Consider the following 25,960-nt stretch of genomic DNA (forward strand, 5'->3'; position numbering starts at 1 on the left):
GTCGATTTCCGTCATTCCGTCTCTTGACCCGCATGCAGATGGCGGACCCTGCGAAATTGTCGCCCACACCGCCCTTGAGGGGTGCGAGCGCGAACAGAAACAAGACCTAACGCCAACCGCCGGGCGGGTCAGCCAGCCGGATGCCTTGCTTGAACCAAAGGCAAGCGGCGCGATCAACTCCCGAAGGACCGCCCTCTGGCGGTCTTTTCGTTGAGCGCCAATATCGCTGCGCCTATTTGCTGAGTGCGTTGCTGACGCCGTGCCAGATCTGATCCTTCAGCGCGATGAGCGATGGCGCCGGCAAGGTCACCGGCGGTGCTGCTTGCCTGACGCCATCGATCACCAGAGTGGCTACGTCGATTTCACCGTCCGTGTAATAGGGATCGCCTTCGCCATTTCTTCCAAACAGCGTCGGGCCCGTTCCGGAAATCTGGAAGAAGTTTTGAACCATGCCCGCTTCACCGAGATCGCGCATCAAAAGATCGCGTTCGGCATCAATGTCGGGCGCAATGTGATGGGTGACCTGCCCGGTGTCGTGGCTCAAGCCCACGCCGCGGTCGAAGGTGACGGAGCCGAGCCAGACTGGACGGCCATCGCTGCCTTTTTCAAGCACCATCCAGAAGCGGACGTGATGTCGCTTGTCGGCGCTTCTACCGTCCGGCTTTTCGAATGCGAGCTCTTCTTTCTTGCCCATGTAATAGAGCGGGCTGACCGGCGCGTCACGGTACGGTCGGTCGAGCACGACGCTGCCGACGATTTCGATGCTGGTGCGCAATGTAATCGGGTCAGCCGGATACCAACCCGCGGAATGCATGGCAAGGAGGACGTCTTCCTTGCTGCCGACGAGGCCGACGTTGAGCGCATCGCCCGGGATATCACTTGCGGTGCGCGTCACCATGGGCAAGGACGCAAGGCCCGGCTCATGTTCGTGATGGCTCCACAAAGAGGGCAGCAACAAATAGGCGAGCATCAGGTAAGCGACGACCACGCTCACCAGAACGAGCCACCATCGTCGCCTGCCTGCAATCTGCTTCATGCGTTGTAACAGCGGTGTTGCGGCATTCGCCTTGTGTGACCTGCCAAGCCGGCCGTCGGGTTCACGAGGTCAATGGCCGCTCATTTGGTCACCAAATGCCGGGTCGGGGTTACGGTGCTTTCAGGCCGCGCCTTGGAAATCGCGAACGTCAGCCAGGCATTCCAGCCCGACAGCCGCCCGCTCGTCTATGCGAAATCGGCAGAGCTTTCCTCGGTTGCTTGTTGCGGCGAGACTGTGTCTCGTGCACCCAGCTGCCGACCCTGATCTCTCAGCCCATCGAGCTGCATGAACTGCGTCATTGCCAAGGCTTGACCGACAAAGCGCTTGCCATTTTGCCGAATATGCATAGCGCGGCATCCAACGTCTCCTTAGCCTGCGTCAAATCCTGAACAGCGCCGCGTTGTTGCACTGGAGTGAGTCATGAGCGCGCCTCGCTATTTTGCGATTTTCCTATTTTTGCTCCTTGCTGCCATGCCATTGGAGCGTTCCGGGCTTATCGCGACGGCGGTTGCCGAAACGGTCAAGGACATACTGGCGGCCCAGATTCGCAGTCAGGGAATCGTATGCGACAAACCCCGGCGAGCAATACGGGACGCAAAGCGATCAAAGCCGGATTATGAGGTCTGGATCCTGACATGCGAAAACGCGACTTACAGGGTCAGCCGCTATCCCGATCTTGCAGCGAAGATCGAGCGGGTTCGATAGCCGCTCCAGCGCCTCAGGTTGAGACCGGAACGTCGGCCGAAACGCACGATCGGCGTCGATGCCGATAGGGCGTCATCTGGGCTTTCGTTGCATCATTCGAGAGAGAGAATGTGATCAAGCTGGGGTACTTCCGGGCGACCCCGAATTATTCCCACTCGATTGTTCTCATCGAACCTAATAGATTGATTTTTCGGTATGAAGTTTCTGTTCGCCAGAAAACTTCCGTCCCTCAAACCGTCAGACGCATACGGCTTCTGACTTCAAAGGGAAATTTGGGCCGCTCGGGATTTTTTCGCTTCCAGGGACTATCGAGAGCTATCGGTCAATTTTTCTCGAATCCGATATCAGCCACACCACAGACAGGGCCAAAAACTACCGTCAGCAGTCCCTATCTTCGATCATCTAAGTGCCCTATCGGGCGACTAAGACCCATCCGGACATCGATCGCAAGAAGGCGGCGACCGTGTCGCCGCCTCCTGTTTCACAATTCTGTATCAGGGCGCTAGATGGGCCTTTATCTCGGCCGACATCTGACGGATCGCGGCCTGGGGCTCGGGGTCGGTCAGGATGCCGTTCAGCAGGACGAAATCGTGGATCATCCCGTTGTAGCGGGTGGCGATCACCGAAACCCCAGCCTCCTTGAGCTTGCGGGCGTAGGCCTCGCCTTCGTCGCGCAGCGGATCGTTCTCCGAAGTTATCACCAAGGCCGGCGGAAGCCCGTGTAGCTCCTGAAGGCTGGCGCGCAGCGGCGAGACGTAGGGGTTGTCGCGGGTCTTGGCCTCCGGCGCGTACAAATCCCAGCCATACTTCATAAAGGCGCGGGCCAAGAATCGCCCCGTGCCGTATTCATGGTAGGACGCGGTGTCCACGCTGGCGTCGGTGGCCGGGATCATCAGCACCTGGTAGCTAATCTTGGGTCCGCCGCGGTCCTTGGCCATAAGCGTCAATGCTGCAGTCATGTTGCCGCCGACCGAATTGCCGGCCACCGCAATCCGGCTGCCGTCCGCGCCGAACTCTTCGGCGTGGGTCGCCACCCACTTCAGCACGGCATAGGATTGATCGAGCTGAGTGGGGAAGCGCGCCTCGGGCAAGGAGGTGTACTCAACGAACACGCCGATCTGGCCGGAGTTGATCACCAGGTCCCGCAGCAGACGCTGATGGTTCTGGAAGTTGCCGACGATCCAGACACCGCCGTGAATGAATAGCAGCACGCCGGGCTTGTCGGTAACCTGCTCGGGTTTCATGATATAGATCTTCACCGCTTTACCGTCCTGGGTGATGGTCTGCTCGGTCGTGTTCACTCCCGACATATCGACTGAGGTCTTGTTCTGAAGCCCTGTCAGGATCTCTTGCGGCTTCGGCTGGGGGAGTTCCCAGAACGGGCTTGGGTCCTTGTTGATCTCCCGCAGGAAGGCGCGAACTTGGGGATCGATGCGAGGATCGGTCGCAGGATCTGGCGTTGCAGCTTGTGTAGTTTGCGTCATAACCGTGGCTCCGAGAATGATTGTTGAAAGAAGAAGGGTGCGTCGCATGTATCACCTCTGGCGTTTTGCCGATGGTCGAGCGTAGTGGCGAGTTCAATGATGCATTGCTGGCCTGTTCGACCGTCCGATGCTCACCGCCACGACCGACGTTTAAGTTCGTTTCGCAGGTGAATTCCCTGAGTGTGTGCTGAGAAGTTCTGAGGATTGCTCGATCTACGAGGATCGCCGAAGTGACAGAGGAGAGCCCACAAGCCGTTTATGCGTCGAATGAATGGGAGATCGATCTCACCCGGCGTGAGGCGCGCTCCCGAGGCGTCTCCGTGCCCATTGGGAGCCGCGCATTCGAGATCCTCGAGATTCTGGTACGGTCGGGCGGCGAGCTCATCAGCAAATATCGCCTGATGGAGCAAGTATGGCCGGGTGCGGTCGTCGAGGAAAACACCCTCCAATTTCATATATCCGCCATTCGGAAGGCGCTCGGCGCTGACCGTGGCCTACTGAAGACGGTGTCCGGCCGTGGCTATCGCCTGCTGGGGCGCTGGAGCGTCCTGGAGGCGACCGAGCCGGGACATCGGTTCGGCAACGCAGAGCGCAACCCGAAGCAGCCATTTCGAACCAATGTGCCGATTGCAGGATCGGCTCTGATCGGCCGAAGCGAGCCACGGCAGCACCTGCTGGATGTCCTGTCGGCCTATCGTGTCGTCACGCTGACCGGACCAGGCGGCATCGGAAAGAGCGTGCTGGCCCTTGAGGTTGCGCGCAGCATCTTTCCAACGCTTGAGGGCGATTGCTGGATCGTTGAGCTGGCCTCGCTGTCGGACCAAGCACTCGTGCCGGCGGCGGTTTCAGTCGCACTCGGACTGAGGATCGCGGGCAGCGTGATTTCCGCCGAATCCGTAGCCCGGGCTCTCGACAGAGCGAAGCTGCTCCTCGTGCTCGACAATTGTGAACACCTCATCGATGCCGCAGCTAAGCTCGCGGAAACGATCGTTCGTCTATGCCCGAATGCGTCAGTGCTTGCGACGAGTCGAGAAATCTTGAGGATCGAGGGCGAGTACGCCTATCGCGTTCCGCCGCTCGACGTGCCGCCTTCGCGCCAGGATGACAAGGATGTCATTCGTGAGTACAGCGCCGTTCAGCTGTTCAACGCCAGACTGATCGCCCTCGACGCCGGCTCGTCGGCGCGCCCGGAAAATCTGCCGCTCATTGCTGCGATCTGCCGGCGCCTCGACGGCATCCCGCTTGCCATCGAGTTTGCGGCGGCACGCGTCGCGACACTGGGACTTCAGCAGACGACTGACCTTCTCGGTGACCGCTTCAGCCTCCTGACAGCCGGCCGTCGAACGGCTCTGCCGAGGCACCAGACCCTGCGCGCGACGCTGGATTGGAGCTACGAGCTGTTGCCGGAGGCGGAACGGACCCTGCTGCGTCGATTGGCGATTTGCGCGGGCGGGTTCACGCTCGAGGCGGCGACGGCGGTCATGGGCGATGACGGCGTGACGGCCGCCATGGTTGCCGAGGGCATCGCAAGCTTGGCCGCCAAGTCGCTCGTATCCCTGGATGCATCGGCACCGTTCGGTCGCTGGCGACTGCTGGAGACAATTCGGGCCTATGCGCTCGACAAGCTGGCCGAGAGCGGTGAAGCGGAAGGGATTGCTCACCGGCACGGGGCGTTCTTCCGCGATCTGTTTGCACTGGCCGCCGAGGGCCCATTCGTGAACTTTCACGACCTGCCCCATTACGTCCGGGACCTCGACAATATACGAGCGGCGCTTGGCTGGGCCTTCTCTCGCGGAGCCGAGAAAGTCGACATCGGAATCGGACTTGCCGTCGCCGCCGGGCCTGTCCTGCTGGCAACGTCCATGCTGCCTGAATGTCATCGCTGGTCGGAGCAGGCGCTGCTGGCCCTCGACGACACCAAGCGCGGAACGGCCGATGAAATGCGTCTACAGGCCGGCCTGGGCTATTCGCTGATGTTCACGGGCGGCGGGAGCGACGAGGCGCGCGCGGCCCTGGATAGAAGCCTCTTCATCGCCGAGGATTGCGGCGAAGTTCCCTATCAAATGTGGTTGCTCAGCGCACTGAACATCTTCCACTTTCGAAATGGGAATTGCAGGCTGACGCTGCAATGCGCAAAGCGCAGTTTAGCCGTGGCCAAGGTCATTGGCGACCCGGCCGCCTTCGCGTTGGCGCATTTCGTGCTGGGGAACTCACTTTACTTGGTCGGCGATCTTAAAGGCGCCAGCGGGGAGTTTGAGGCGGCGTTACAGAATCGGTCACGCACACAGCGCACCAGCAAGGTCTATTTCGGCTTTGACGTCGCCGCCCCGGCCGCGATGGGTTTGGCGAGCACGCTATGTCTGCAGGGCTATCCGCGTCAGGCCACCGAACAGGCGCACCTGATCCTTGAGGATGCCCTTCACATCAAGCACTCGATAACGTTGAGCTTAACTTTGATACACGCCGTCTTGCTGTTCCTCTGGACCGGCGATCTGCAAACCGCCGAGAAGGTCACCGATTGGTATATCTCCAATGGCCGGTCCCATTCCTTGGCTCTACAGGTGGTGGTCGGACGTGGTCTCAAAGCGCTGCTGGCGATCAGCCGCGGCGATTCGCAAACCGGAGTCGATATCTTGCAGGGTTGCGTGCAGGAGCTTCGCGCCGCGAGCTACGGGATGATGGCTTCGCCATTCAACATTTCGCTTGCGGAAGGGCTCGCCGCGACCGGCCGATTTGGCGAAAGCATGAATGTGATCGATGACGGCATCCACTTGGTCGAGGTGAACGGCGACCTCATCTATATGACCGAGTTGTTGCGGGTGAAAGGCGTCCTTCTTCTCTCAATGCCTCAGCCTCGCGTCGAGGAGGCGGAAATGCTGTTCGTCCGTTCGCTTGAACTGAGCCGACAACAAGGCGCGCGTGCCGGTGAGCTGCGCACTGCGATCGAACTGGCAAAGCTGATGGCCGCCCAGGGGCGACGCGAGGACGCCCGTAAGCTGCTCGAGCCGGTGTTCACATGGTTCGTTGAGGGCCTGGACACGGATGATCTGAAAGCGGCGGAACGCCTGCTGACGACCTTGCGGTAGAGCAGATCTGGCTGCGGTAACGCCCCTATCGACCACTATCGCTGGGACAACGTCGCATCTGACCCGCTACTCTATCCCACTCTATCCCCCAATGCTCCCCCTACTCCCACTCGATCGTCCCCGGCGGTTTTGACGTCACGTCATAGACCACGCGGTTGACGCCCTTGACCTCGTTGATGATGCGGGTTGCGGTCTCGCCCAAAAACTTCATGTCGAAGGGATAGAAGTCCGCGGTCATGCCGTCGGTCGAGGTCACCGCGCGCAGGCCGACCACATATTCGTATGTGCGCCCGTCGCCCATCACGCCGACGGTCTTCACCGGCAGCAGCACCGCAAAAGCCTGCCAGATCGCGTCGTAGAGACCCGCTTTCCGGATCTGGTCGATATAAACAGCATCCGCGTGGCGCAGGATGTCGAGCTTTTCCCTGGTAATGTCGCCGGGGCAGCGGATCGCAAGCCCCGGCCCCGGGAACGGATGCCGGCCGACGAAGATCTCGGGCAGGCCGAGCTCGCGGCCCAGTGCGCGCACCTCGTCCTTGAACAGCTCGCGCAGCGGCTCGACCAGCTTCATGTTCATGCGCGCAGGCAGGCCGCCGACATTGTGGTGCGACTTGATCGTCACCGAGGGCCCGCCGGTGAAGGAGACGCTCTCGATCACGTCGGGATAGAGCGTGCCTTGCGCGAGGAACTCGGCGCCGCCTATCTTCTTTGCTTCCTGCTCGAACACGTCGATGAACAGCCGCCCGATGGTCTTGCGCTTCACCTCGGGGTCGGTGACGCCGGCGAGCTCGCCGAGGAACTGCTTCGAGGCGTCAACATGCACGAGCGGGATGTTATAGTGGTGACGGAACAGGTCGACGACCGTCTCGGCCTCGTTGAGCCGCAGCAGGCCGTGATCGACGAACACGCAGGTGAGCTGGTCACCGATCGCTTCATGGATCAGCACGGCGGCAACAGCAGAGTCGACGCCGCCCGAAAGGCCGCAGATCACCTTGCCCTTGCCGACCTGCTTCCTGATCTTCTCGATCGCCTCCTCGCGGAAGGCGCGCATGGTCCAGTCGCCGGCCAGCGCCGCGACCTTGCGCACGAAGTTGCGGATCAGTTGCGCGCCATCAGGCGTATGCACCACCTCGGGATGGAACATCAGCCCGTAATATTTGCGCTTCTCGTCCTGGATGATCGCGAAAGGAGCATTCGGTGACACGCCGGCGATTTCAAAGCCCGGCGGCATTTTGGTGATGCGGTCGCCATGGCTCATCCAGACCGGATGGCGCTCACCCGTCGACCAGACGGATTCGAACAGGCAGCTATCAGCCTTCACCTCGACATCGGCGCGGCCGAATTCCCTGTGGTGCCCGCCCTCGACCTCGCCGCCGAGCTGCGCCGCCATCGTCATCTGGCCGTAGCAGATGCCGAGCACGGGGACGCCGGATTCGAAGATCGATTGCGGGGCGCGGGGCGAACCCTCTTCATGCACGGATTCCGGGCCGCCGGAGAGGATCACCGCCTTCGGCTTCATCTCCCTGAAGGCTTCCTCCGCCTTCTGGAACGGCACGATCTCGGAATAGACGCCCTCCTCGCGGACGCGGCGGGCGATCAGCTGGGTCACCTGACTGCCGAAATCGACAATCAGAATCTTTTCATGGGCCGAGGCCACTGAGGGCATCGACTCGCGGGCTTTCTGTGCGGCTGTCATGGATAGCAATTACGCGACGAGGGGGCGACCTGCAACGGGTGCTGCCGCCCGGCCCACATGCTTTGTGGAGATGGACAAACGGGATATAGGTCAGTAATATTGACCTATATGAAACCATTGAGATCGGGAGGATCAGCTTGCCGGCTTCATACTCACCCTCGGACCTGGCCGCGCTCGGGCGGACCTGGGTCGCCGCCTGGAACGCCCGCGACCTCGAAGGTGTGCTCGCGCTCTATGCCGAGGACACCGAGATGACCTCGGACCTGATTCCCAAACTCGGCTTCGACGCCAGCGGAACCGTCCGCGGCAAGACGGACCTGCGCGCCTATTGGAGCAAGGCGCTGGCGCTGGTGCCGGAGCTGCATTTCACCCTGATCGACACCTTCGTCAGCCCCGACAGCGTGGTCGTGTTCTACGAGAACGAGCGCGGCAAGAGGATCTGCGAGTATCTGCGGCTCGACGCGGCGGGCAAGATCAGGCAGGGCTCGGCCAACCATCTGGCGCATTAGAGAACGCGGAAGCGCTCCGCGTCGCTCGAAAACGGAAGGACATTTCTCATGAAGTTTCCCGCGATGCCCTTCACCGTCACGGACTGGAGCGGGCTGCCTGCCACCACGCATCCGGGCGAAACCGGGCAAGCCCTCTGGCGCACTCTGAATTTCGGCGAGCTCCGGGTCCGGATGGTCGAGTACACGCCCGGCTATCTCGCCGATCACTGGTGCGACCGCGGCCACGTTCTCTTCGTCGTGGAGGGCGAACTCGACACCGAATTGCGCGACGGCCGCACCTTCAAGCTGCTGGCGGGCATGAGCTACCAGGTGTCGGACTTCGGCGACGCCGCGCATCGCTCCTCGACGAAGGTGGGTGCGAAGCTTTTCATCGTGGATTGAGCCGGCCCGGCGCCCGCGCGAGCAGGTCAGCAATTCAGCCCCGGCGCAACACCGACACGAAAAATCCATCCGTGCCGGTGCGCCGCGGCGTCATCAGCCAGCCTTCGTCGGAGCGAAGCGCCGCGGCGGCGAAGGCCTCCGCCTTGTCCCACAGCACGCTTGCGGTCTCTTCCGGCGGCACCACGGCAAATTCCGGATGCCGCGCGAGGAAGGCGCGCACCTGCTCGCCATTCTCGACCGGCAGTACCGAGCAGGTGATGTAGGCGATCCGCCCGCCCCGCTTGACCAAGCCTGCGGCGCGTTCCAGCACTTCGGCCTGTTCCTTGACGCGGATCTCGAGCGCGCCGGGACGCATGCGCCACTTGGCGTCGGGGTTGCGCCGCCAGGTACCGGTTCCCGAGCAGGGTGCGTCGATCAGGACGAGGTCGGCCGACGCCTTGATGTCAGCGATCGGGTCGACCTCGCCCTTCGGCGCCCGGATTTCGGCATTGTGGACCCCGGCGCGCGACAGCCGCTCGTGGATCGGCGCGAGCTGCCGCTTGTCGCGGTCGGTCGCGATCAGGCGGCCCTTTCCTTCCATCATCGCCGCGAGCGCCAGCGTCTTGCCGCCGGCCCCGGCGCAGAGATCGATCACCTGCTCGCCCGGCTTGGGGGCGGAAAACAACGCCGCGAGCTGGGAACCTTCATCCTGAACTTCAACGGCGCCCTTGATGAAATCCTCTTCCGCCTGGATGCCCGGATTGCGCGCGTCGGCGGCCAGCGCGATGCGCAGGCCGACCGGCGACCATGGCGCTTCCTGCGCCCGCAAGTGAGCCAGCGAGCGCAACACCTTGTCGCGCCTCGCCTTGAGCGTGTTGACGCGCAGGTCGAGCGGCGCCCGGCTCGCCATCGCGGCGGCTTCCGCGACCCGATCCTCGCCAAAGGCCTGTGCGAGATGGCCATCGAGCCAGTCGGGATAGTCGCCGGCAACGTGCGGCGGGGCGCCATCGAGCGAACGCGACGCGAGCGCCGCACGCTCGCGGTCGGTCAATGGCTGAGGCGCAAAGCGGCTGCCGTCGCACAGCGCCGCAATGGCGTCTGCATCCATTCCGCGCTCGAGCCTGAGCATGCCGAGCACCCGCGCGCGCGGGCTGTCGTCATCCATCAGGAACGCGCTCGAGGCGCGCCGCCGCAGCACGTCCCAGACCAGGCCCGCGATCGCCGCGCGGTCGCCGGAGCCGGCATAGCGATGCGCCGAGCCCCACTCCTTGAGCGCCTGGGCGGCCGGAATGCGCTGGGTATCGATCACCCCGATGAGGTCGATGGCGGCGGAAAGCCGGGCGGCTGGCGTCATGTGAAGACTTTCTGCCGGAGAGCCCGGCGCTACAGCATGATCCGGAAAAGTGTGTGGCGGCTTTCCGAAAAGATCATGCTCAATCAGGAACCTAAAGCGCGATGACGATTCAACCTGATCTCATCGCGCTTTAGAGGTCCGCTTCCGAAGCGAACGTCAAATCGCTCCACTAGATCAGGAGCAGGATCTTCAGCGCGAAATAGAGCCACATCGCGAGCAGCACGAGCGCGCCGGCGAACCAGGCCAGCGAGCGCCGGCGCAGGTCGTTGGAGCCGACGAAAATCCCGGCATGGACGAAGCGGGTGACCACGAACACCCACGCCATCGCCACGATGAACAGATCGGCATGGCGCAGCGGCAATGCCAGCGCGATCAGCCCATATAGCAGCAACGGCAGCTCGAACTGGTTGCGGAAGCAGTTGCCGATCTGCGTGGCGCGGGCCGGCCAGTTGGGCTGCCCGAGCACGATGTCGCGGATTTTGGTCTCGCCGCCGACCAGCGCCTGGCGCCGGGCGCCGGCCATCCAGAACAGAAGCGCGAAAGTAAGCCCGATCTGGACGAAGATCGGCAGCAAGACCATCCGGACCGTCATGGAATTCCCTCGGGCAAAACTCTGAGTCTCCGCTATAGCCCGCCACGCTGCCCCATGACAATCAAGCGAACACTTGAACCATCATCGCCAAAGAGGCTAACTAACCCTCAATTGCTTCAGCGATTTTTTAAGGCCCCGCGGCGGCCATGAGCTAGCGATGACGATCACCGGTCCGATCCTGAACGATGCGGCCGAGCTTGCCGACTTTCCTGGCGAAGCCGTCGCCTCGCTCCTGCAGGTGATCGGTGACCATACCGGGCTGTTCGGCGACGATCCGGAAGGCGCGCTGAGCCTGGTGATGTCGGGGCTGGCCGGCCTCGCCGCCGCACTGGCGGTCGCCATCGTGCTGAGCGTCGCTGTCGCGGACGGATGGCGCACGCGGCGCCACGTCGTCCGGCACGGCATCGCCGCCTTCGTCACGCTCGGACTGGTCGCCTTCGTCGTCTACGACATGCGGCACGCGACGCTCGCCTTTCTCGGCCTCAACGTGAACAAGCCGGCGATCGAGTTCGAAATCCGCCTGCCCAAGGCGGCCTTGTCGGAGGTCGCTGAGACCCAGGTCGAACTGCACACCGACCGGAACCAGCAGCTCGCCCGGGTGGTGGACCGGACCGATGCGGAAGACGGCCGCAGCGTGCTGCGCGGCTCGGTGACCCTCGATTATCGCACCACCAACCGGACGGTCATCCTCAGCCTGCCGGGCCGGGCGCAATGCGTGTTCAGACTGAGGCTGGCCGCCAATCCCTCGCGCTCCGACCAGTTCGGGCCCTGGCATCTGGCCGACCAGATTGACGCTCCTTCGCCGGGCGAAGCCGGCGCGATCAGGCAGGATGCCTTCGCGATCCGCTATCGGGTGCTGTGACGAAAGCGCGGCCGTCATGATTTCGATGCGGGGCGTGGCTATGGTGCGGCCATGAGCGAATTCCGCCTGACGCAGATTTCCGACACCCATCTGGCGCGCCGTCACAAAAGCCTCATCGACAATTTCGAGAAGATCAGCGCGCATATCGACGCGACGCGGCCGGATCTCGTCGTCAACAGCGGCGATATCGCTTTCGACGCCCCGACCAACGCGGATGATCTGGCGTTTGCACACACCCTTCATCAGACACTGCCGGTTCCCTGGCGCGCGCTGCCAGGCAATCACGATATCGGCGACAACCCGACAGCGGTGGGACCGGCGCCGGCGCAAGCCGTCAGCGAACCCGCCCGGCACGCCTTCCTCGCGGCCTTCGGCGAGGACCGCTGGTCATTCGAGGCGGCGGGCTGGCGCTTTCTCGGGCTGAACTCGCTGGTGATGAATTCCGGCCTTGCGAGCGAGGCCGAACAGTTCGACTGGCTGGGGCAGCAGCTTGCGCTCACGACAGGCCGGCCGGTGGCGCTGTTCCTGCACAAGCCGTTGTTCCTCAACGAGCCCGGCGATCCCGAGGTGCCGGAAACCGCAATCCGCTATGTCCCGCAGCCGGCGCGCCAGCGGCTGATCGAGATGCTCGCCGCGGTCGACCTGCGGCTGATCGCGAGCGGCCACGTCCACCAGCGCCGCGACTTCACCTATCGATCGGTGCGACACATCTGGGCGCCGTCAGCGGGCTTCGTCATTTCGGACGCGCGTCAGGAGCGCATCGGCATCAAGGAAGCAGGTCTCGTCGAATATCGCTTCCGGCCGGACAGCTTCGAGGTCCGCCACCTGCGCGCACCGGGCCAGACCGACGTCGATCTCGACACGCTGCTCAAGTAGCTGCGCGACCTGGTTGAGCGGATTTGACGTTCGCTACGCGTCTGCCGCGATTTTCCTTATGCGAACGTCAACTAGCGATGCTCAGGGTCGCGCGGTATCCTTCAGCTGCTGCGTGATCACCGCGAGCAGCGATCGCAGCGATTCCGCATTCGCCACGACAGGCGCCGGCGGCCGGGGCGGCGCGGCCGGCGGCATGGGCCCGGGCATCGCAATGGGAGCCGACGCGGCGGGCTCGGCCTGCGGTTCGGGCTCGACGAAGTGGCCGTGCAAAACGTCATCGCGGCGGCCCATCGCAAACAGGGTCGCCCAATAGCCGACGGCGATCAAAATGACGCAGAAAATACCGATCTCAAACATCGCTACACCTGAAATTGGTGTATCGATTCAACCTCATGGAGCTCCGGTCAAGGGAACGCTGGGGACAGAATGACGCAAATTGCGCCCCTGTGGCCTTTGGGATACGCCCGGCGGCCTCAAAGTGAGCCGGAAGCGGCCCAAACGGCGCCGCGCCGGGACACGGACCGACCCGGCCACGCCTCCCGCCGACGCAATGGACTAATAATAGAAGCCCGGCGCCGCCCGGTACGGCCCCACATAAATGTACGGCCCTGACTGGACGTAGGCCGGATAGGGCATGTCGATCGCCACGCCCGGGCCAGAAAAGCGGTGCCGATAATAGAAGTACGGTCCGGGGGTCGCGCGCACGCCGTAGCCGCCAGTGAGGTAGTTGGCGTCAGGGTATTCCTTGCCCATGGCGCCGGGTTCCTGGGTCGCCTGCTGCGCCATCGCCGGCGTCGCCAGCATCGCGGCCGCAACGAAACCAGCCGATAACAGCTCGAGCCTGGTCATTGGTTTCTCCATTCCCTGCGAGAAGCCAACGACGATGTCGGGGGCGGCGTTCCGAGCTGCGGCTCAAGGACGCGTGAGGCCGGCGCCGAGGAAATGATCGCGTGGTTCCTTCGGAAAGGAAAACCCGCTCATTTCCGCGATGATCGCGGCGGACGGACAGCGGACGTCAAATCCGTTTCCACTAGAGATCGCGGTTCTTGATCCCGGCCTTCGCGTAGAGCTCGTTGACGTGCTGCTTGACGTCCGCCGGCGTGTTGTCGTCGGCCGGCCGATGTGCCCAGCCGACCTTGCCGCGCGCATACTGCCCGATCACCTCGTCCTGATCGGACGTCGCCCCACTGATGCCGTAGCAGCCCACCATCTCGTTGCCCTTGAAGACGGGCGCGGCCCCGCCGGAGGCCGCGACGCGGCCGTTCGACATCACCGCCATCGCGATCATGAGCTGCGGATTGCGCTCCTTGAACCATTGCTGGATCACGAGCCCGTCGGGGAAGCGCGGCGACATCGAGCGGAATGCGGCCACGGTATAAGCCTTGGCCCACGCGGTCTCCGGCGTGACGAAGCCAGCATCGTCCATGCGCTCCAGCGCGATCAGATTGCCCTCCGGGCCGACCACCGCGATCGAGACCGGCACGCCCATCTCGTCCGCCTTCTCGATCGCCGCCTTGATGAATTCGCGGCACTCGACTGCGCGCAATTTTGCCATGAGAGTTTTCCTGGTTTTGTCGATGTCAGTTGCGCAAGCCCGCGGTGGTGACGACGTCGTTCCATTTTTTCGTTTCGCTCGCGATATAGGCGCCGAAGGCCTCCGGCGTGCCGCCCTTAATATCGAGGCCCGCGGCGTGCAGCGGCTTCATCACCTCCTCCGCCTTCAGCGCCTCGTTGATCGCGCGCGACAGCGCCTCCACGGTCTCGCGCGGCATGCCGGCGGGGCCCACGATCCCGAACCACACGCTGGTGTCGAATCCCGGCAGGCCGGCTTCCGCCACGGTCGGCAGGTCGGGCGCGGCCGCGGCGCGCGTCAGCTCGGAAGAAGCCAGCGCCTTGAGCTGGCCCGATGCGACATATTGCAGGACGGTCGAGGCCGGCGAAAACATCACCTGGATGCGGCCGGCGAGCAGGTCGGTGACGGCCTGGGCGCTGCCGGAATACGGCACATGCACCATTTTCGTTCCGGCCATCATGTTGAACAATTCGCCCGACAGATGCGGTGCGGTGCCGACGCCGGAGGAACCGAAGAAGATCTGCTCGGGCTTGGTCTTGGCGAGCGCGATCAGCCCTTTCACATCACTCACGCCGGTGGAGGGATGCACGACCAGGATGTTCGGCGACGAGGTCGTGTAGGCGATCGGCGCAAAATCCCTGGCAAAGTCGAACGGCAGGTTGGGTTGGATCACGCCGTTGATGACGTTGGCCGCAGTGCCTACAAACAGCGTGTAGCCATCCTTCGGCGCGCGGGCGACCTGCTCGGCAGCCACCGTGCTGCCACCACCCGGCTTGTTCTCGACGACAAATTGCTGGCCCATGGTCTTGGAAAGCCGCTGGCCGAGCACCCGCGCGGTGAGATCGGCCGCAGCCCCCGGCCCGAAGCCGACGATAAGGCGCACCGGATGGGTCGGGTAAGAACTTTGCGCGATGCCCGTGGCAGGCAGGAGAAGGACCAACAGCAAACCGAGGCAAAACTTCAGTACGGACATCGCGGCACGCTCCCCCTTGCGGCCGGTCCCGTCACGACTTGTCCTTGTCCGGCCCGACCCGCACCAATTGCTTGCCGAAATTGGCGCCCTTCAGCAACCCCATGAAGGCGGACGGTGCATTCTCCAGCCCCTCGGTCACGAACTCCCTGTACTTGACCTTGCCCTCGCGCACCCAGCTCGACATGTCGCGCAGGAAATCCGCATGGCGCGCGGCAAAGTCGCTGACGATGAAACCGCGGATCGTGAGCCGCTTGGTCAGCACGTTGCGCATCAGGACGCCCGCCCATGGCGGCGGCTTCGCCTCGGTATCGTTGTAATGCGCGATCAGCCCGCACACCGGCACGCGCGCGAACGGATTGAGCAGCGGGAACACGGCATCGAACACCGCGCCGCCGACATTTTCGAAATAGACGTCGATGCCCTTGGGGCAGGCGCCCTTCAGTTTCGCGGCCAGCTCGGGATCGCGATGATCGAGGCAGTCGTCGAAACCGAGCTCGCGCTTCACATAGTCGCACTTGTCCTTGCCGCCGGCGATGCCGATGGCGCGAGCGCCCTTGATCCTGGCGATCTGGCCGACGGCCGAGCCGACCGCGCCCGAGGCCGCCGCGACAACGACGGTCTCGCCGGCCTGCGGCTTGCCGATCTCGAGCAGTCCCACATAGGCGGTCATGCCGGGCATGCCGAGCACGCCCACCGCGGTCGAGATCGGCGCCAGCTTCGGATCGACCTTGACCAGGCCCTTGCCGTCGGACAGCGCATGCGTTTGCCAGCCGGTGCGGGCCTGCACGATGTCGCCCTTGGCAAAGGCGGGATTGTTCGAGGCGATCACCTCGGAAACCGCACCGCCCTCCATGACGCCGCCGATCGGCACTGGCGCGGCATAGGACGGCGCATCACTCATGCGGCCGCGCATGTAGGGATCGAGCGACAGCCAGATCGTGCGCAGCAGCACCTGGCCTTCGCCGGGCGAGGCCGGCGCAAATTCCTCGATGCGGAAGTCGGACGGTTTGGGCTCGCCAACCGGGCGGGAGGCGAGAACGACGCGCTTGCCTTGGGCCATGATGATTGCTCCCGTTCTATCCGACTGTGGATGATGTAGCTCCAAAGTCGCCACAACGGAAGCACGCTCCCTCGCCCCGCTCTTGCGGGGAGAGGGTTGGGGTGAGGGGCATCAATCCGCAAACAGTGTGTTTGCAGTGGCTCCCCCTCACCCGGATCGCATCAATGCGATCCGACCTCTCCCCGCATGCGGGGAGAGGTAACCCGTACGCTCTCGCGGCTACGCCCCGCCGGGATAGTTCGGCGACTCGCGCGTGATGGTGACGTCGTGGACGTGGCTTTCGCGCAGGCCCGCGCCGGTGATGCGCACGAACTCGGCCTTGGCGTGGAATTCGGCGATGTTGCGTGCGCCGACATAGCCCATCGCGGCGCGCAGGCCGCCGGCGAGCTGATGCATCACGTTGCTGACCGGTCCCTTGTAGGGCACCTGGCCCTCGACGCCTTCAGGCACGAGCTTCAGCGTATCCTTGATGTCCTGCTGGAAGTAGCGGTCGGCCGAGCCGCGCGCCATCGCGCCGACCGAGCCCATGCCGCGATAGGCCTTGTAGGAGCGGCCCTGCCACAGGAACACCTCGCCGGGCGTCTCGTCGGTGCCGGCGAGCAGCGAGCCGACCATGGCGATGTCGGCGCCGGCGGCGAGCGCCTTGGCCAGATCGCCGGAATATTTGATGCCGCCATCGGCGATCACCGGCACGTCCGACTTCTTGGCGGCTTCGACCGCATCCATGATCGCGGTGAGCTGCGGCACGCCGACGCCGGCGACGATCCGCGTGGTGCAGATCGAGCCCGGCCCGATGCCGACCTTGATCGCGTCGGCGCCTGCGTCGATCAGCGCCTGCGCGCCGTCGCGGGTTGCGATGTTGCCGGCGATCACCTGCACCGCGTTCGAAAGCCGCTTGATGCGGTTGACGGCCTCCAGCACGCGGGAGGAATGACCGTGCGCGGTGTCGACCACGACGAGGTCGACGCCGGCATCGATCAGCCGCTCGGTGCGCTCATAGCCACCCTCGCCGACCGTCGTCGCCGCGGCCACCCGCAGCCGGCCCTGCGCGTCCTTGCAGGCAAGCGGGTGCGCGACCGCCTTTTCCATGTCCTTGACCGTGATCAGCCCGACGCAGCGATACTGCTCGTCGACCACGAGCAGCTTTTCGATGCGGTGCTGATGCAGCAGCCGCTTCGCCTCGTCCTGGCTCACGCCCTCGCGCACCGTGACGAGGTTGTCGCGCGTCATCAGCTCGGAGACTTTTTGCCGGGGATCGGTCGCAAAGCGCACGTCGCGGTTGGTGAGGATGCCGACGAGCTTCCCGGGCCTGCCCTCGGCGCCGCCGGTGACGACCGGAATGCCCGAGATGCCATGGTCCTTCATCAGCGCCAGCGCGTCGGAAAGCCGCGCCTCGGGGCCGATGGTCAGCGGATTGACCACCATGCCGGACTCGAACTTCTTGACCTGCCGCACCTGCGCGGCCTGGCCTTCGGGATCGAAATTGCGGTGGATGACGCCGATGCCGCCGGACTGCGCCATGGCGATCGCCATGCGCGCCTCGGTGACGGTGTCCATCGCGGAGGCGACGATCGGGATATTGAGCGCGATAGCGCGGGTGACGCGGGAGCGGATATCGACCTCGGAAGGCAGCACATCCGAAAGGCTGGGCTTGAGAAGCACATCATCGAACGTGAAGGCTTCCCGGATCGCCTGAGGTCCCTGCACACCAGCCATTTGCCAACTCCTCCTCGGCGGTAGGCCGCCATATCACGATTTAAGGATGAACGCCGACGCCGGCGACGCTATCGGCGTCACCGTCGAATCGAAGCCCATCGATGGGGTTGACGGCGGTCGATAGCATGGCCGGGCGCCGAATCAAAGCGATTCAGCGCGTTTGGCTGCCATGCACCGGCTTTTCGTTCCTACCGCGGATAGCCCGGCGGCGGGCCGTGCTGGCGGATCGCGTCCACGACTTCCTGATGCCGGCGCTGCTCCCGCTTCATATGGACGGCGATGATGGCATGCGCCGACGGCACCAGCAGCAGGATGTGGAAAATCAGCCCGAAAATCACGCAAAACACGATCAGGACGAGGTTCAAAATGGCCGAAAACGGCTGCCCGTTCAGGAGCAGCCCGATCGGCGGCAACAGAGCGGCAAGCACGTAGATCATGGCTCAAGGCCTCCGGACCCTGTGATGCGTGATGACGCAGGATTTAGGCCGTCTTCGGGGTTCCGCAATAGCCTCCCCGGCGGCGGGATGATACAGCCACACTCTCGCCCTGCCCGTTCACGCCGGGTTTCTTCTCCAAGAGCTGATGAACAAAGAACGTCTGATCCCGCTGATCGTCGCGACCGCCCTGTTCATGGAAAACATGGACTCGACCGTGATTGCGACGTCGCTGCCGGCGATCGCGGCCGATATCGGCACGAGCCCACTGACGCTGAAACTCGCGATCACCTCCTACCTGCTCTCGCTCGCGGTCTTCATCCCGGCGAGCGGCTGGACCGCGGATCGCTTCGGCGCCCGGCTGGTGTTTGCGAGCGCAGTCGGCGTCTTCATGATCGGATCGATCGGCTGCGCGCTCGCCTCCAACATCCACCATTTCGTGATCGCGCGCATCCTGCAGGGCATGGGCGGGGCGATGATGACGCCGGTCGGGCGGCTGGTGCTGCTCCGCTCGATCGACAAGAGCGCGCTGGTCAATGCGATGGCCTGGGTCACGGTGCCGGCGCTGATCGGTCCCGTGATCGGCCCGCCGCTCGGCGGCTTCATCACCACCTATTTCTCCTGGCACTGGATTTTCCTGATCAACATCCCGATCGGGCTGCTCGGCATCTTCATGGCGCTGCGGTTCATTGATCCGATCAAGAGCGAGGATCACGAGCCGTTCGATCTCTATGGCATGGTGCTGGCCGGCATCGGGCTCGGCGGTATCGCCTTCGGGCTTTCGGTCGCAGGCCTCAACCTGCTGCCGTGGTCGATCGTCGCGGCGCTGGTCGCGGTCGGCTCGATCTCCATGACGCTGTACGTGGTCCATGCGCGGCGCACGGGCTCGCCGGTGCTGGATTTCTCGCTGCTGCGGCTGTCGACGATGCGGGCCGCCGTCGTCGGCGGCTTCATGTTCCGCCTCGGCATCGGCGCGCTGCCGTTCCTGCTGCCGCTCTTGATGCAGGTCGGCTTCGGGCTGTCGCCGTTCCAGTCCGGCCTCGTCACCTTTGCCTCCGCCGTCGGCGCGATGGGCATGAAGACGCTGGCCGCGCGCATCATCCGCGCCTTCGGCTTCCGCAACATGATGACCGTGAACGCGGTGGTGAGCTCCTTCTTCCTGGCCGCCTGCGCGCTGTTCACGGTGACGACGCCGCTGCTTCTGATCATGATCATCCTGGTGGTCGGCGGCTTCTTCCGCTCGCTGCAGTTCACCTCGATCAACACCGTCGCCTATGCCGAGGTGGAACCGGCACAGATGAGCCGGGCCACCACGCTCGTCAGCGTCAACCAGCAGCTCGCGATCTCGGCCGGCGTCGCGGTCGGCGCCTTCTCGGTCGAGACCACGATGGCGCTGCGCCACATCAGCGAGCTCGACGCCACCGTGTTCGCGCCGGCATTTGTGGTGGTTTCCGTGATCTCGGCGGCGTCGGCCTGGTTCTTCTGGCAGATGCCCGACGATGCCGGACACGAGATCTCCGGCCGCAAGGCGGTCGAGATTTCCAGCCGCAGGGGTGCGGCAAAGGCCGCGGTCAAGGTCGCGAGCCAGACCACCGGCGATGCGCGCGACCAGCGGCTGGGCTAGGTGATTTTTTTCGTAGCTTCACAAACAGTCGTCATACCCCGCGCAAGCGGGGTATCCAGCACGCCGTGTTCTTTCCGATCAATCGCTGACTTCTCGGAATACTGGATCGCCCGCTTTCGCGGACGATGACGGCGGAGAGCATGACGCGTTCGTCTGACGGCTGTCCTGTATGGAACAGGCTATCTCAAGGCCCCGCCCCGAAACCCCGTCGCCAGCACGTAGCGCTCGGAGGAATCCTGCCGGCTCGAGGCCGGCTTGACGTGCTTGACGGCGGCGAAGTCACGCTTCAATTGCGCCAATAGCTCCGCATCGGCGCCGCTCTGGAACACCTTTGCGAGAAACGTGCCGCCGGGATTGAGCACTTCGGTCGCAAACAGCGCCGCAGCCTCGACGAGGCCGATGATGCGAAGCTGATCGGTCTTGCGGTGACCGGTGGTGTTGGCGGCCATGTCCGACATCACCACGTCGGCGCGGCCGCCGAGCATCGCCACCAGCTTCTCGGGCGCGTCGTCGGCCAGGAAATCGAGCTGCGCGAAGGTCACGCCGGCAATCTCGGGCATTTCCAGCAGGTCGACCGCGACGACCTTGCCCTTGCCCTCGACGGCCTGCACCCGCTTGGCCGCGATCTGGCTCCAGCCGCCGGGCGCTGCGCCAAGATCGACCACGGACAGGCCGGGCTTGAGCAGGCGGTACTTGTCGTCGATCTCCATCAGCTTGAACGCCGCGCGCGAGCGAAAGCCCTCGCGCTTGGCGCGCGCCACATAGGGATCGTTGAGCTGGCGCTCCAGCCAGAGCTTTGAGGACAGCTTGCGCTTGCCACCGGTCTTGACCGTGACATGCAGCCGGCCGGTCTTGTCCTTTGCCATCGGCAGATCCTATGCGCGCAGCGCGCCGTCCTCGCGCATCATCTCGACCAGCATGCCTTCGCGCAAACCCCGGTCGGCGACACGCAGCCGCGGCAGCGGGAACGCCCTGCTTATCGCATCGAGAATGGCGCAGCCCGCGAGCACCAGATCGGCGCGCTCGATGCTGATGCAGGTATTGCCGGCGCGCTCCTGATAGCTCATGCCGAGCAGCTTTGCGACCGTCGCGTTGATCTCGGCGTCGCTCATCCAGATGCCGTCGACCCGGCGGCGATCGTAGCGGGCGAGATTGAGATGGATACCGGCGAGCGTGGTCACGGTGCCTGACGTGCCCAGAAGATGCATGTCCCTGAGGTCACGGCCATGCTCGGCCGCGAACGGCGCGATATGGCCGGTCACCTTCTCGATCATCCGCGCGTAGCACTCGCGGCTGACGTCGCGGCCGCCGAAATGCTCGGCGAGCGAGACCACCCCGAGCGGAATCGACATCCAGGCCTTGATGCGCGGCTGGGCGTTGGGTTCCTCGGGATCGCGCTCGATCCGCACCAGTTCGGTCGAGCCGCCGCCGATGTCGAACAGGATCGCGCCCCGGCCCTTGGGATCGAGCAGCGGCGAGCAGCCGATCACGGCGAGCGCCGCTTCGGTCTCGCGGTCGATCACCTCGAGCCGGATGCCAGTTTCGGTCGCGACGCGGTCGCGGAATCCTTCCGCGTTGGACGCCGCCCGGCAGGCCTCGGTCGCGATCAGCCGCAGCCGCCGCGCCTTCCGAAGCTCGATCTTGTCGCGGCAGATCGAAAGCGCGGCGATCGCGCGCTCGATCGCCGCCTCGCTGATGCACCCCGTCGTGGAAATGCCCTCGCCCAGCCGGATGATGCGCGAGAACGAATCCACCACCCGAAACCCGTCCCCGACCGGACAGGCGATCAGGAGTCGGCAATTGTTGGTGCCGAGGTCAAGCGCCGCATAGACGTCGGTTTCCTGGCCCGGCGCATGGCGTGGCGCTGCCACATCGGCAGTTCCCGCCAAAGCGCCGCGCGGCCCTCCGCCGTCGCGAAGCCGCGTGTCATCTTTCATTCAAACTGTCTTCCCGCGGCCGTCGCCGGCCGGCTTGAATAGCCTTGTTCACGGAAACTTTAGCAGCGAAGCGGCCCGGTGCAACAAGCCATCACATCGACTATGTCCGATCAGGCGTTGTCGGCTCCCTTGCGGTGCGTTATTTCAGCAAAGCCCCGCGAAATCGCGCTAATTCAGGCATTTTCCATGCAAGATCACACGCCTTCCGCCTCGCCCGACAACGCTATTGCGATGCAAAAATTTGGCGTCGGGCAGCCGGTGCGCCGCAAGGAGGACGACACGCTGGTCCGCGGCAAAGGCCGCTACACCGACGACTTCGTGCTGCCGAAGCAGGCCTATGCCTGGATGGTGCGCTCCAGCCACGCCCATGGGATCATCAAGGACATCAACACCGACGCAGCGAAGGCGATGCCGGGCGTGCTTGGGGTTTGGACCGGCGCAGATCTTGTAGCCGCCAACTACAATCCGCTGACCAGCGGAGTGCCGCTGAAGAATCGCGACGGCTCGCCCCTGCTGCAGACCAACCGGCCGGCGCTCGCGACCGACAGGGTGCGCTTCGTCGGCGATCCCATCGCCTTCGTCGTGGCCGAGACAGCGGCGCAGGCGCGTGATGCCGCGGAGGCCGTCGAACTCGACATCGAGCCGCTGCCGGCCGTGACCGACGCGGCCCAAGCCGCAAGGCCCGGCGCGCCGCAACTCTACGATCACATCCCGAACAATACCGCGCTCGACTACCATTTTGGCGACTCGGAAAAGATCGACGCGGCCTTCGCCGCCGCCGCGCATGTGACGAAGCTCGACATCGTCAACAGCCGCGTTGCCGTCGCGCCGATGGAACCGCGCGCTGCGCTGGCCTCCTACGACGGGCCGAGCCAGCGCTATACGCTCAGGGTTCCGACCCAGGGCGTTGCCGGCAACAAGGCGACACTCGCCGGAATTCTCAATGTGCCGGCGGAGAAGGTCCGCATCATCACCGGCCATGTCGGCGGCTCGTTCGGAATGAAGAACGTCAGCTATCCCGAATATACCTGCATCCTGTACGCGGCGAAGACGCTCAGCCGCCCCGTGAAATGGACCGACGAGCGCTCGACCAGTTTTTTGTCGGATAACCACGGCCGCTCCCAGCTGATTCACGGCGAGCTTGCACTCGACGCCGACGGCAGGTTCCTCGCCCTGCGCATTTCCGGCTATGGCAATCTGGGCGCCTATGTCGCCGGCGTCGCGCCGATGCCACTGTCGCTGAGCATCGGCAAAAACATCGCGAGCGTCTACCGCACGCCGCTGCTTTCCATCGACATCAAGACGGTCCTGACCAACACCACGCTGATGGGCGCCTATCGCGGCGCCGGCCGGCCCGAAGCCAACTACTACATGGAGCGGCTGATCGACCGCGCCGCCGACGAGATGGGCATCGACCGCCTCGCCTTGCGCAAGCGCAACTTCGTCAAGCCGGCGCAGCTGCCTTTCGCGGCAGCCTCGGGCTTCACCTATGACAGCGGCGATTTCGCCGGCGTCTTCAACAAGGCGCTGGAGGTTGCGGACTACGCGAATTTCCCCAAGCGCAGGAAGGAAAGCCGCAAGCAAGGCAAGCTGCGCGGGATTGCCGTCGGCTCCTATCTCGAGGTCACGGCGCCGCCGCGCGGCGAGCTCGGCAGGATCACTTTCGAGATCGACGGCACCGTCAAGCTGACCACCGGTACGCTCGACTTCGGCCAGGGCCATGCTACGCCGTTCGCACAGGTGCTTTCTGCGCAGCTAGGGGTGCCCTTCGAGAAGATCACCCTGGAGCAGGGCGACAGCGACCAGGTCTGGACCGGCGGCGGCACCGGCGGCTCGCGCTCGATCACCGCGACCGGCAGCGCCATCATCCAGTCCTCACAGCTCGTCATCGCCAAGGGCAAGCAGGTCGCGGCGCATTTTCTCGAGGCTTCCGAGAGCGACATCGAATTTACCAATGGCCGCTTCACCATCGCCGGCACCGACCGCTCGATCGGCATCATGGAGCTTGCCGAGCGGCTGCGCGATGCGAAGCTGCCCGACGGCGTGCCCGCCTCGCTCGACGTCGATCACGCCACCAAGGACACGCCCTCGACCTTCCCGAACGGCTGCCACGTCGCGGAGGTCGAGATCGATCCGGACACCGGCGTGGTGCAGGTCGTGCGCTACACCGGCGTCAACGACTTCGGCACCATCGTCAATCCGATGATCGTCGCGGGCCAGCTCCATGGCGGCGTGGTGCAGGGCATCGGCCAGGCGCTGATGGAAGAGGTGCGCTACGACGCCGGCGGCCAGCCGATCACCGGCTCGTTCATGGACTACGCGCTGCCGCGCGCCGAGGACGCGCCTGTCATGACGATCGGCGACCATCCCTCGCCGACAAAAACCAACCCGCTCGGCACCAAGGGCTGCGGGGAAGCCGGCTGCGCCGGCAGCCTCGCCACCATCACCAACGCGGTGCTCGACGCGCTGTCCGACTATGGCGTCAAGCAGATCGACATGCCGCTGACGCCGGAGCGGGTCTGGCGCGCGATCCAGAACGGCAAGCCAAAGGCGGCGTAGCGAAGCTGCCTTTCACTAAGAAAGGACTCGTCATGCGCGGGCCAGACCCGCGCATCATTCTCCAAAAAAGAGATGGATTGCCGGGTCAAGCCCGGCAATGACAAGCAGCGCTACGCCGCCGCCTGCTCGCGCGGCTGGTAGATCGCGATGTGGTGGCAATGCGCCAGCGGCGTCGCGCCGTTGGCGACCACGAGCGCGTCGAGCTCGACGAAGCGGTGGCCCTTCTTCTCGTAATTGCCGATCACCTTCGCGCGCGCCGTGAGCTCGTCGCCGACATCAGCGGCCGACAGAAGCTGCATGCGGCTGCCGACATGAATCCACGGCCCGAGGATGGCGTTGTCGACCAGCGCCTTGTTCATCATCCGCTGCAACAGGCCGGGATGGCCCAAACCTTCGCGGGCATAGATCGGGTCGGTTTCCCTGATGTCGGCGAGATAGTCGCGCGCCTCGGCCGTGTGCCACGCGCGCGGCACAGTGCCGAGCCAACGCCCGTCCTCGTAGGAGGCGGCGCTCACCGGCTTGCGTTCGGCGATCGCCGCAACGGCCGGGAAGTCCGCAAGCGCAACCGCCGGCGCGGACGCCGGCAGCGCCGCGCTGCCGGTGGCGCACAGCTCGCCCCTGCTCACGACCTCGATCGTCAGCGTGCCCTCGCTCTCGCTGCCCTGAACATCCGCGATCTCGCCGTCATAGACGGGTTTGAGGAAGCGCGCCTCGATCAGCCCGCGCTCGAGAAAGGCGCGGCCCCATTTCGCGACCGGCAGATGCAGCATGTAGGCGATCACATCGACGCCGGGCACCAACCCGCCCGAAAAACCATATTTTCGCGCCACGGTGTCGTCGTGGATCTTGTTCTCGGATAGCTTGGAGGTGTTGTAGGCGGAGACACGATAGGTTGCGTTGCGGCCGGTCATCCTGCGTCTCCCTCAGAAGCGGTCTTCGCGCCAAAATCGCGCAAAGGAACCGGCGAGGCAAGTCTCCGTTTCGCTCGCAATTTCGCAGCGGATAGAGTACCACGCCCGCACGATGACATCCGCTGCCCATGCGACCCGCATCTATGTCGACGCCGACGCCTGCCCGGTCAAGGACGAGATCTATCGCGTCGCAATCCGGCACGGCCTGCCGGTCAGCGTGGTTGCGGGAAATTTCATCCGTGTGCCGCAGGACCCGCTGATCGAGCGCGTCGCCGCCGGCTCCGGCATGGATGCCGCCGACGACTGGATCGCCGAGCGCGCCGGCAAGGGCGATATCGTCGTCACCTCAGATATCCCGCTGGCGAGCCGCTGCGTGAAGGCCGGCGCCGAGGTGATCGCGCCGAACGGCAAACCCTTCACCGAGCAATCGATCGGCATGACGCTCGCGGTCCGCAACCTGATGACGGACCTGCGCTCGTCCGGTGAAATCACCGGCGGTCCCAAATCGTTCGCGCCACGCGACCGCTCGACCTTCCTGTCCGCGCTCGACCAGACCATCCGCCGCATCCAGCGCCAGCGCTCAGCGCTGTCAGAGCCGGGCCGGGATTGAGAT

24 protein-coding genes are annotated in these 25,960 nt (G+C 64.4%); 9 read left to right on the plus strand and 15 right to left on the minus strand.

Features of this window, described 5'->3' with window-relative positions; genetic code table 11:
• Window positions 1–232 precede the first annotated feature (232 nt).
• Window positions 233–1,036: an LssY C-terminal domain-containing protein gene (locus QOU61_RS21635; RefSeq protein WP_289653223.1), complete on the minus strand. Its 804-nt coding sequence runs from the start codon at window positions 1,034–1,036 to the stop codon at window positions 233–235.
• Window positions 1,037–1,456: 420 nt separating this feature from the next.
• On the opposite strand from QOU61_RS21635, the gene QOU61_RS21640 reads away from it, so the two are divergent.
• Window positions 1,457–1,741, plus strand: a complete 285-nt coding sequence (locus tag QOU61_RS21640; protein ID WP_289653224.1) for a hypothetical protein — start codon at window positions 1,457–1,459, stop codon at window positions 1,739–1,741.
• 494 nt (window positions 1,742–2,235) lie between these two features.
• On the opposite strand, the gene QOU61_RS21645 is transcribed toward QOU61_RS21640, so the two are convergent.
• Complete coding sequence (locus QOU61_RS21645; RefSeq protein ID WP_289653225.1) at window positions 2,236–3,273, minus strand: alpha/beta hydrolase; 1,038 nt, start codon at window positions 3,271–3,273, stop codon at window positions 2,236–2,238.
• A gap of 182 nt (window positions 3,274–3,455) precedes the next feature.
• Here QOU61_RS21645 and QOU61_RS21650 point away from each other — a divergent pair, with 182 nt between their 5' ends.
• Window positions 3,456–6,311: an ATP-binding protein gene (locus QOU61_RS21650; RefSeq protein WP_289653226.1), complete on the plus strand. Its 2,856-nt coding sequence runs from the start codon at window positions 3,456–3,458 to the stop codon at window positions 6,309–6,311.
• Between the two features lie 100 nt (window positions 6,312–6,411).
• Here QOU61_RS21650 and guaA read toward each other — a convergent pair whose 3' ends face one another.
• A complete protein-coding gene (gene guaA / locus QOU61_RS21655; RefSeq protein WP_289653227.1) occupies window positions 6,412–8,007 on the minus strand; it encodes a glutamine-hydrolyzing GMP synthase in 1,596 nt (531 codons plus the stop codon).
• A 137-nt stretch (window positions 8,008–8,144) separates the two neighbouring features.
• Here guaA and QOU61_RS21660 point away from each other — a divergent pair, with 137 nt between their 5' ends.
• Both QOU61_RS21660 and QOU61_RS21665 read left to right on the plus strand, forming a co-directional pair.
• A complete protein-coding gene (locus tag QOU61_RS21660; protein WP_289653228.1) occupies window positions 8,145–8,516 on the plus strand; it encodes a nuclear transport factor 2 family protein in 372 nt (123 codons plus the stop codon).
• A 48-nt stretch (window positions 8,517–8,564) separates the two neighbouring features.
• Window positions 8,565–8,897 (plus strand): DHCW motif cupin fold protein, encoded by a 333-nt coding sequence (locus tag QOU61_RS21665; RefSeq protein WP_289653229.1) that lies wholly within the window; start codon window positions 8,565–8,567, stop codon window positions 8,895–8,897.
• Between the two features lie 34 nt (window positions 8,898–8,931).
• On the opposite strand, the gene QOU61_RS21670 is transcribed toward QOU61_RS21665, so the two are convergent.
• Both QOU61_RS21670 and QOU61_RS21675 read right to left on the minus strand, forming a co-directional pair.
• Window positions 8,932–10,230: an RsmB/NOP family class I SAM-dependent RNA methyltransferase gene (locus tag QOU61_RS21670; protein WP_289653230.1), complete on the minus strand. Its 1,299-nt coding sequence runs from the start codon at window positions 10,228–10,230 to the stop codon at window positions 8,932–8,934.
• Window positions 10,231–10,399: 169 nt separating this feature from the next.
• A complete protein-coding gene (locus tag QOU61_RS21675; RefSeq protein WP_289653231.1) occupies window positions 10,400–10,822 on the minus strand; it encodes an MAPEG family protein in 423 nt (140 codons plus the stop codon).
• 157 nt (window positions 10,823–10,979) lie between these two features.
• On the opposite strand from QOU61_RS21675, the gene QOU61_RS21680 reads away from it, so the two are divergent.
• Together QOU61_RS21680 and QOU61_RS21685 are read left to right on the plus strand one after the other, a co-directional pair.
• On the plus strand, window positions 10,980–11,684 hold the full coding sequence (locus tag QOU61_RS21680; protein WP_289653232.1) for an acriflavin resistance protein: 705 nt from the start codon (window positions 10,980–10,982) through the stop codon (window positions 11,682–11,684).
• A gap of 51 nt (window positions 11,685–11,735) precedes the next feature.
• On the plus strand, window positions 11,736–12,560 hold the full coding sequence (locus QOU61_RS21685) for a metallophosphoesterase family protein (protein ID WP_289653233.1): 825 nt from the start codon (window positions 11,736–11,738) through the stop codon (window positions 12,558–12,560).
• A gap of 81 nt (window positions 12,561–12,641) precedes the next feature.
• Here the strand turns inward: QOU61_RS21685 and QOU61_RS21690 are convergent, their stop codons facing one another.
• The 7 genes from QOU61_RS21690 to QOU61_RS21720 form a co-directional block, all read right to left on the minus strand.
• On the minus strand, window positions 12,642–12,917 hold the full coding sequence (locus QOU61_RS21690) for a hypothetical protein (RefSeq protein ID WP_289653234.1): 276 nt from the start codon (window positions 12,915–12,917) through the stop codon (window positions 12,642–12,644).
• Window positions 12,918–13,115: 198 nt separating this feature from the next.
• Window positions 13,116–13,409 (minus strand): hypothetical protein, encoded by a 294-nt coding sequence (locus QOU61_RS21695; RefSeq protein ID WP_289653235.1) that lies wholly within the window; start codon window positions 13,407–13,409, stop codon window positions 13,116–13,118.
• Window positions 13,410–13,590: 181 nt separating this feature from the next.
• A complete protein-coding gene (locus QOU61_RS21700; RefSeq protein WP_289653236.1) occupies window positions 13,591–14,115 on the minus strand; it encodes a GlcG/HbpS family heme-binding protein in 525 nt (174 codons plus the stop codon).
• Between the two features lie 25 nt (window positions 14,116–14,140).
• On the minus strand, window positions 14,141–15,106 hold the full coding sequence (locus QOU61_RS21705) for a tripartite tricarboxylate transporter substrate binding protein (protein ID WP_289653237.1): 966 nt from the start codon (window positions 15,104–15,106) through the stop codon (window positions 14,141–14,143).
• 31 nt (window positions 15,107–15,137) lie between these two features.
• Window positions 15,138–16,166 (minus strand): NADPH-dependent curcumin/dihydrocurcumin reductase, encoded by a 1,029-nt coding sequence (gene curA / locus QOU61_RS21710; protein WP_289653238.1) that lies wholly within the window; start codon window positions 16,164–16,166, stop codon window positions 15,138–15,140.
• Between the two features lie 219 nt (window positions 16,167–16,385).
• Complete coding sequence (gene guaB, locus QOU61_RS21715; protein WP_289653239.1) at window positions 16,386–17,882, minus strand: IMP dehydrogenase; 1,497 nt, start codon at window positions 17,880–17,882, stop codon at window positions 16,386–16,388.
• A 188-nt stretch (window positions 17,883–18,070) separates the two neighbouring features.
• Window positions 18,071–18,319, minus strand: coding sequence for a hypothetical protein (locus tag QOU61_RS21720; RefSeq protein WP_289653240.1), 249 nt, complete (start codon window positions 18,317–18,319; stop codon window positions 18,071–18,073).
• Window positions 18,320–18,464: 145 nt separating this feature from the next.
• On the opposite strand from QOU61_RS21720, the gene QOU61_RS21725 reads away from it, so the two are divergent.
• Window positions 18,465–19,940 (plus strand): DHA2 family efflux MFS transporter permease subunit, encoded by a 1,476-nt coding sequence (locus QOU61_RS21725; protein WP_289653241.1) that lies wholly within the window; start codon window positions 18,465–18,467, stop codon window positions 19,938–19,940.
• Between the two features lie 179 nt (window positions 19,941–20,119).
• On the opposite strand, the gene QOU61_RS21730 is transcribed toward QOU61_RS21725, so the two are convergent.
• Together QOU61_RS21730 and QOU61_RS21735 are read right to left on the minus strand one after the other, a co-directional pair.
• Window positions 20,120–20,806 (minus strand): RlmE family RNA methyltransferase, encoded by a 687-nt coding sequence (locus tag QOU61_RS21730; RefSeq protein ID WP_289653242.1) that lies wholly within the window; start codon window positions 20,804–20,806, stop codon window positions 20,120–20,122.
• 9 nt (window positions 20,807–20,815) lie between these two features.
• Window positions 20,816–21,877 carry a Ppx/GppA phosphatase family protein gene (locus tag QOU61_RS21735; RefSeq protein ID WP_289653243.1) on the minus strand — a complete coding sequence of 354 codons (1,062 nt, stop codon included), beginning with the start codon at window positions 21,875–21,877 and terminating at the stop codon, window positions 20,816–20,818.
• A gap of 186 nt (window positions 21,878–22,063) precedes the next feature.
• On the opposite strand from QOU61_RS21735, the gene QOU61_RS21740 reads away from it, so the two are divergent.
• A complete protein-coding gene (locus QOU61_RS21740; protein ID WP_289653244.1) occupies window positions 22,064–24,436 on the plus strand; it encodes a xanthine dehydrogenase family protein molybdopterin-binding subunit in 2,373 nt (790 codons plus the stop codon).
• Window positions 24,437–24,546: 110 nt separating this feature from the next.
• Here the strand turns inward: QOU61_RS21740 and QOU61_RS21745 are convergent, their stop codons facing one another.
• Window positions 24,547–25,347: a hypothetical protein gene (locus tag QOU61_RS21745; protein ID WP_289653245.1), complete on the minus strand. Its 801-nt coding sequence runs from the start codon at window positions 25,345–25,347 to the stop codon at window positions 24,547–24,549.
• Window positions 25,348–25,459: 112 nt separating this feature from the next.
• On the opposite strand from QOU61_RS21745, the gene QOU61_RS21750 reads away from it, so the two are divergent.
• Complete coding sequence (locus QOU61_RS21750) at window positions 25,460–25,957, plus strand: YaiI/YqxD family protein (RefSeq protein ID WP_289653246.1); 498 nt, start codon at window positions 25,460–25,462, stop codon at window positions 25,955–25,957.
• Window positions 25,958–25,960: the final 3 nt, after the last annotated feature.

This window comes from Bradyrhizobium sp. NP1, from assembly GCF_030378205.1.
Lineage (GTDB): Bacteria > Pseudomonadota > Alphaproteobacteria > Rhizobiales > Xanthobacteraceae > Bradyrhizobium.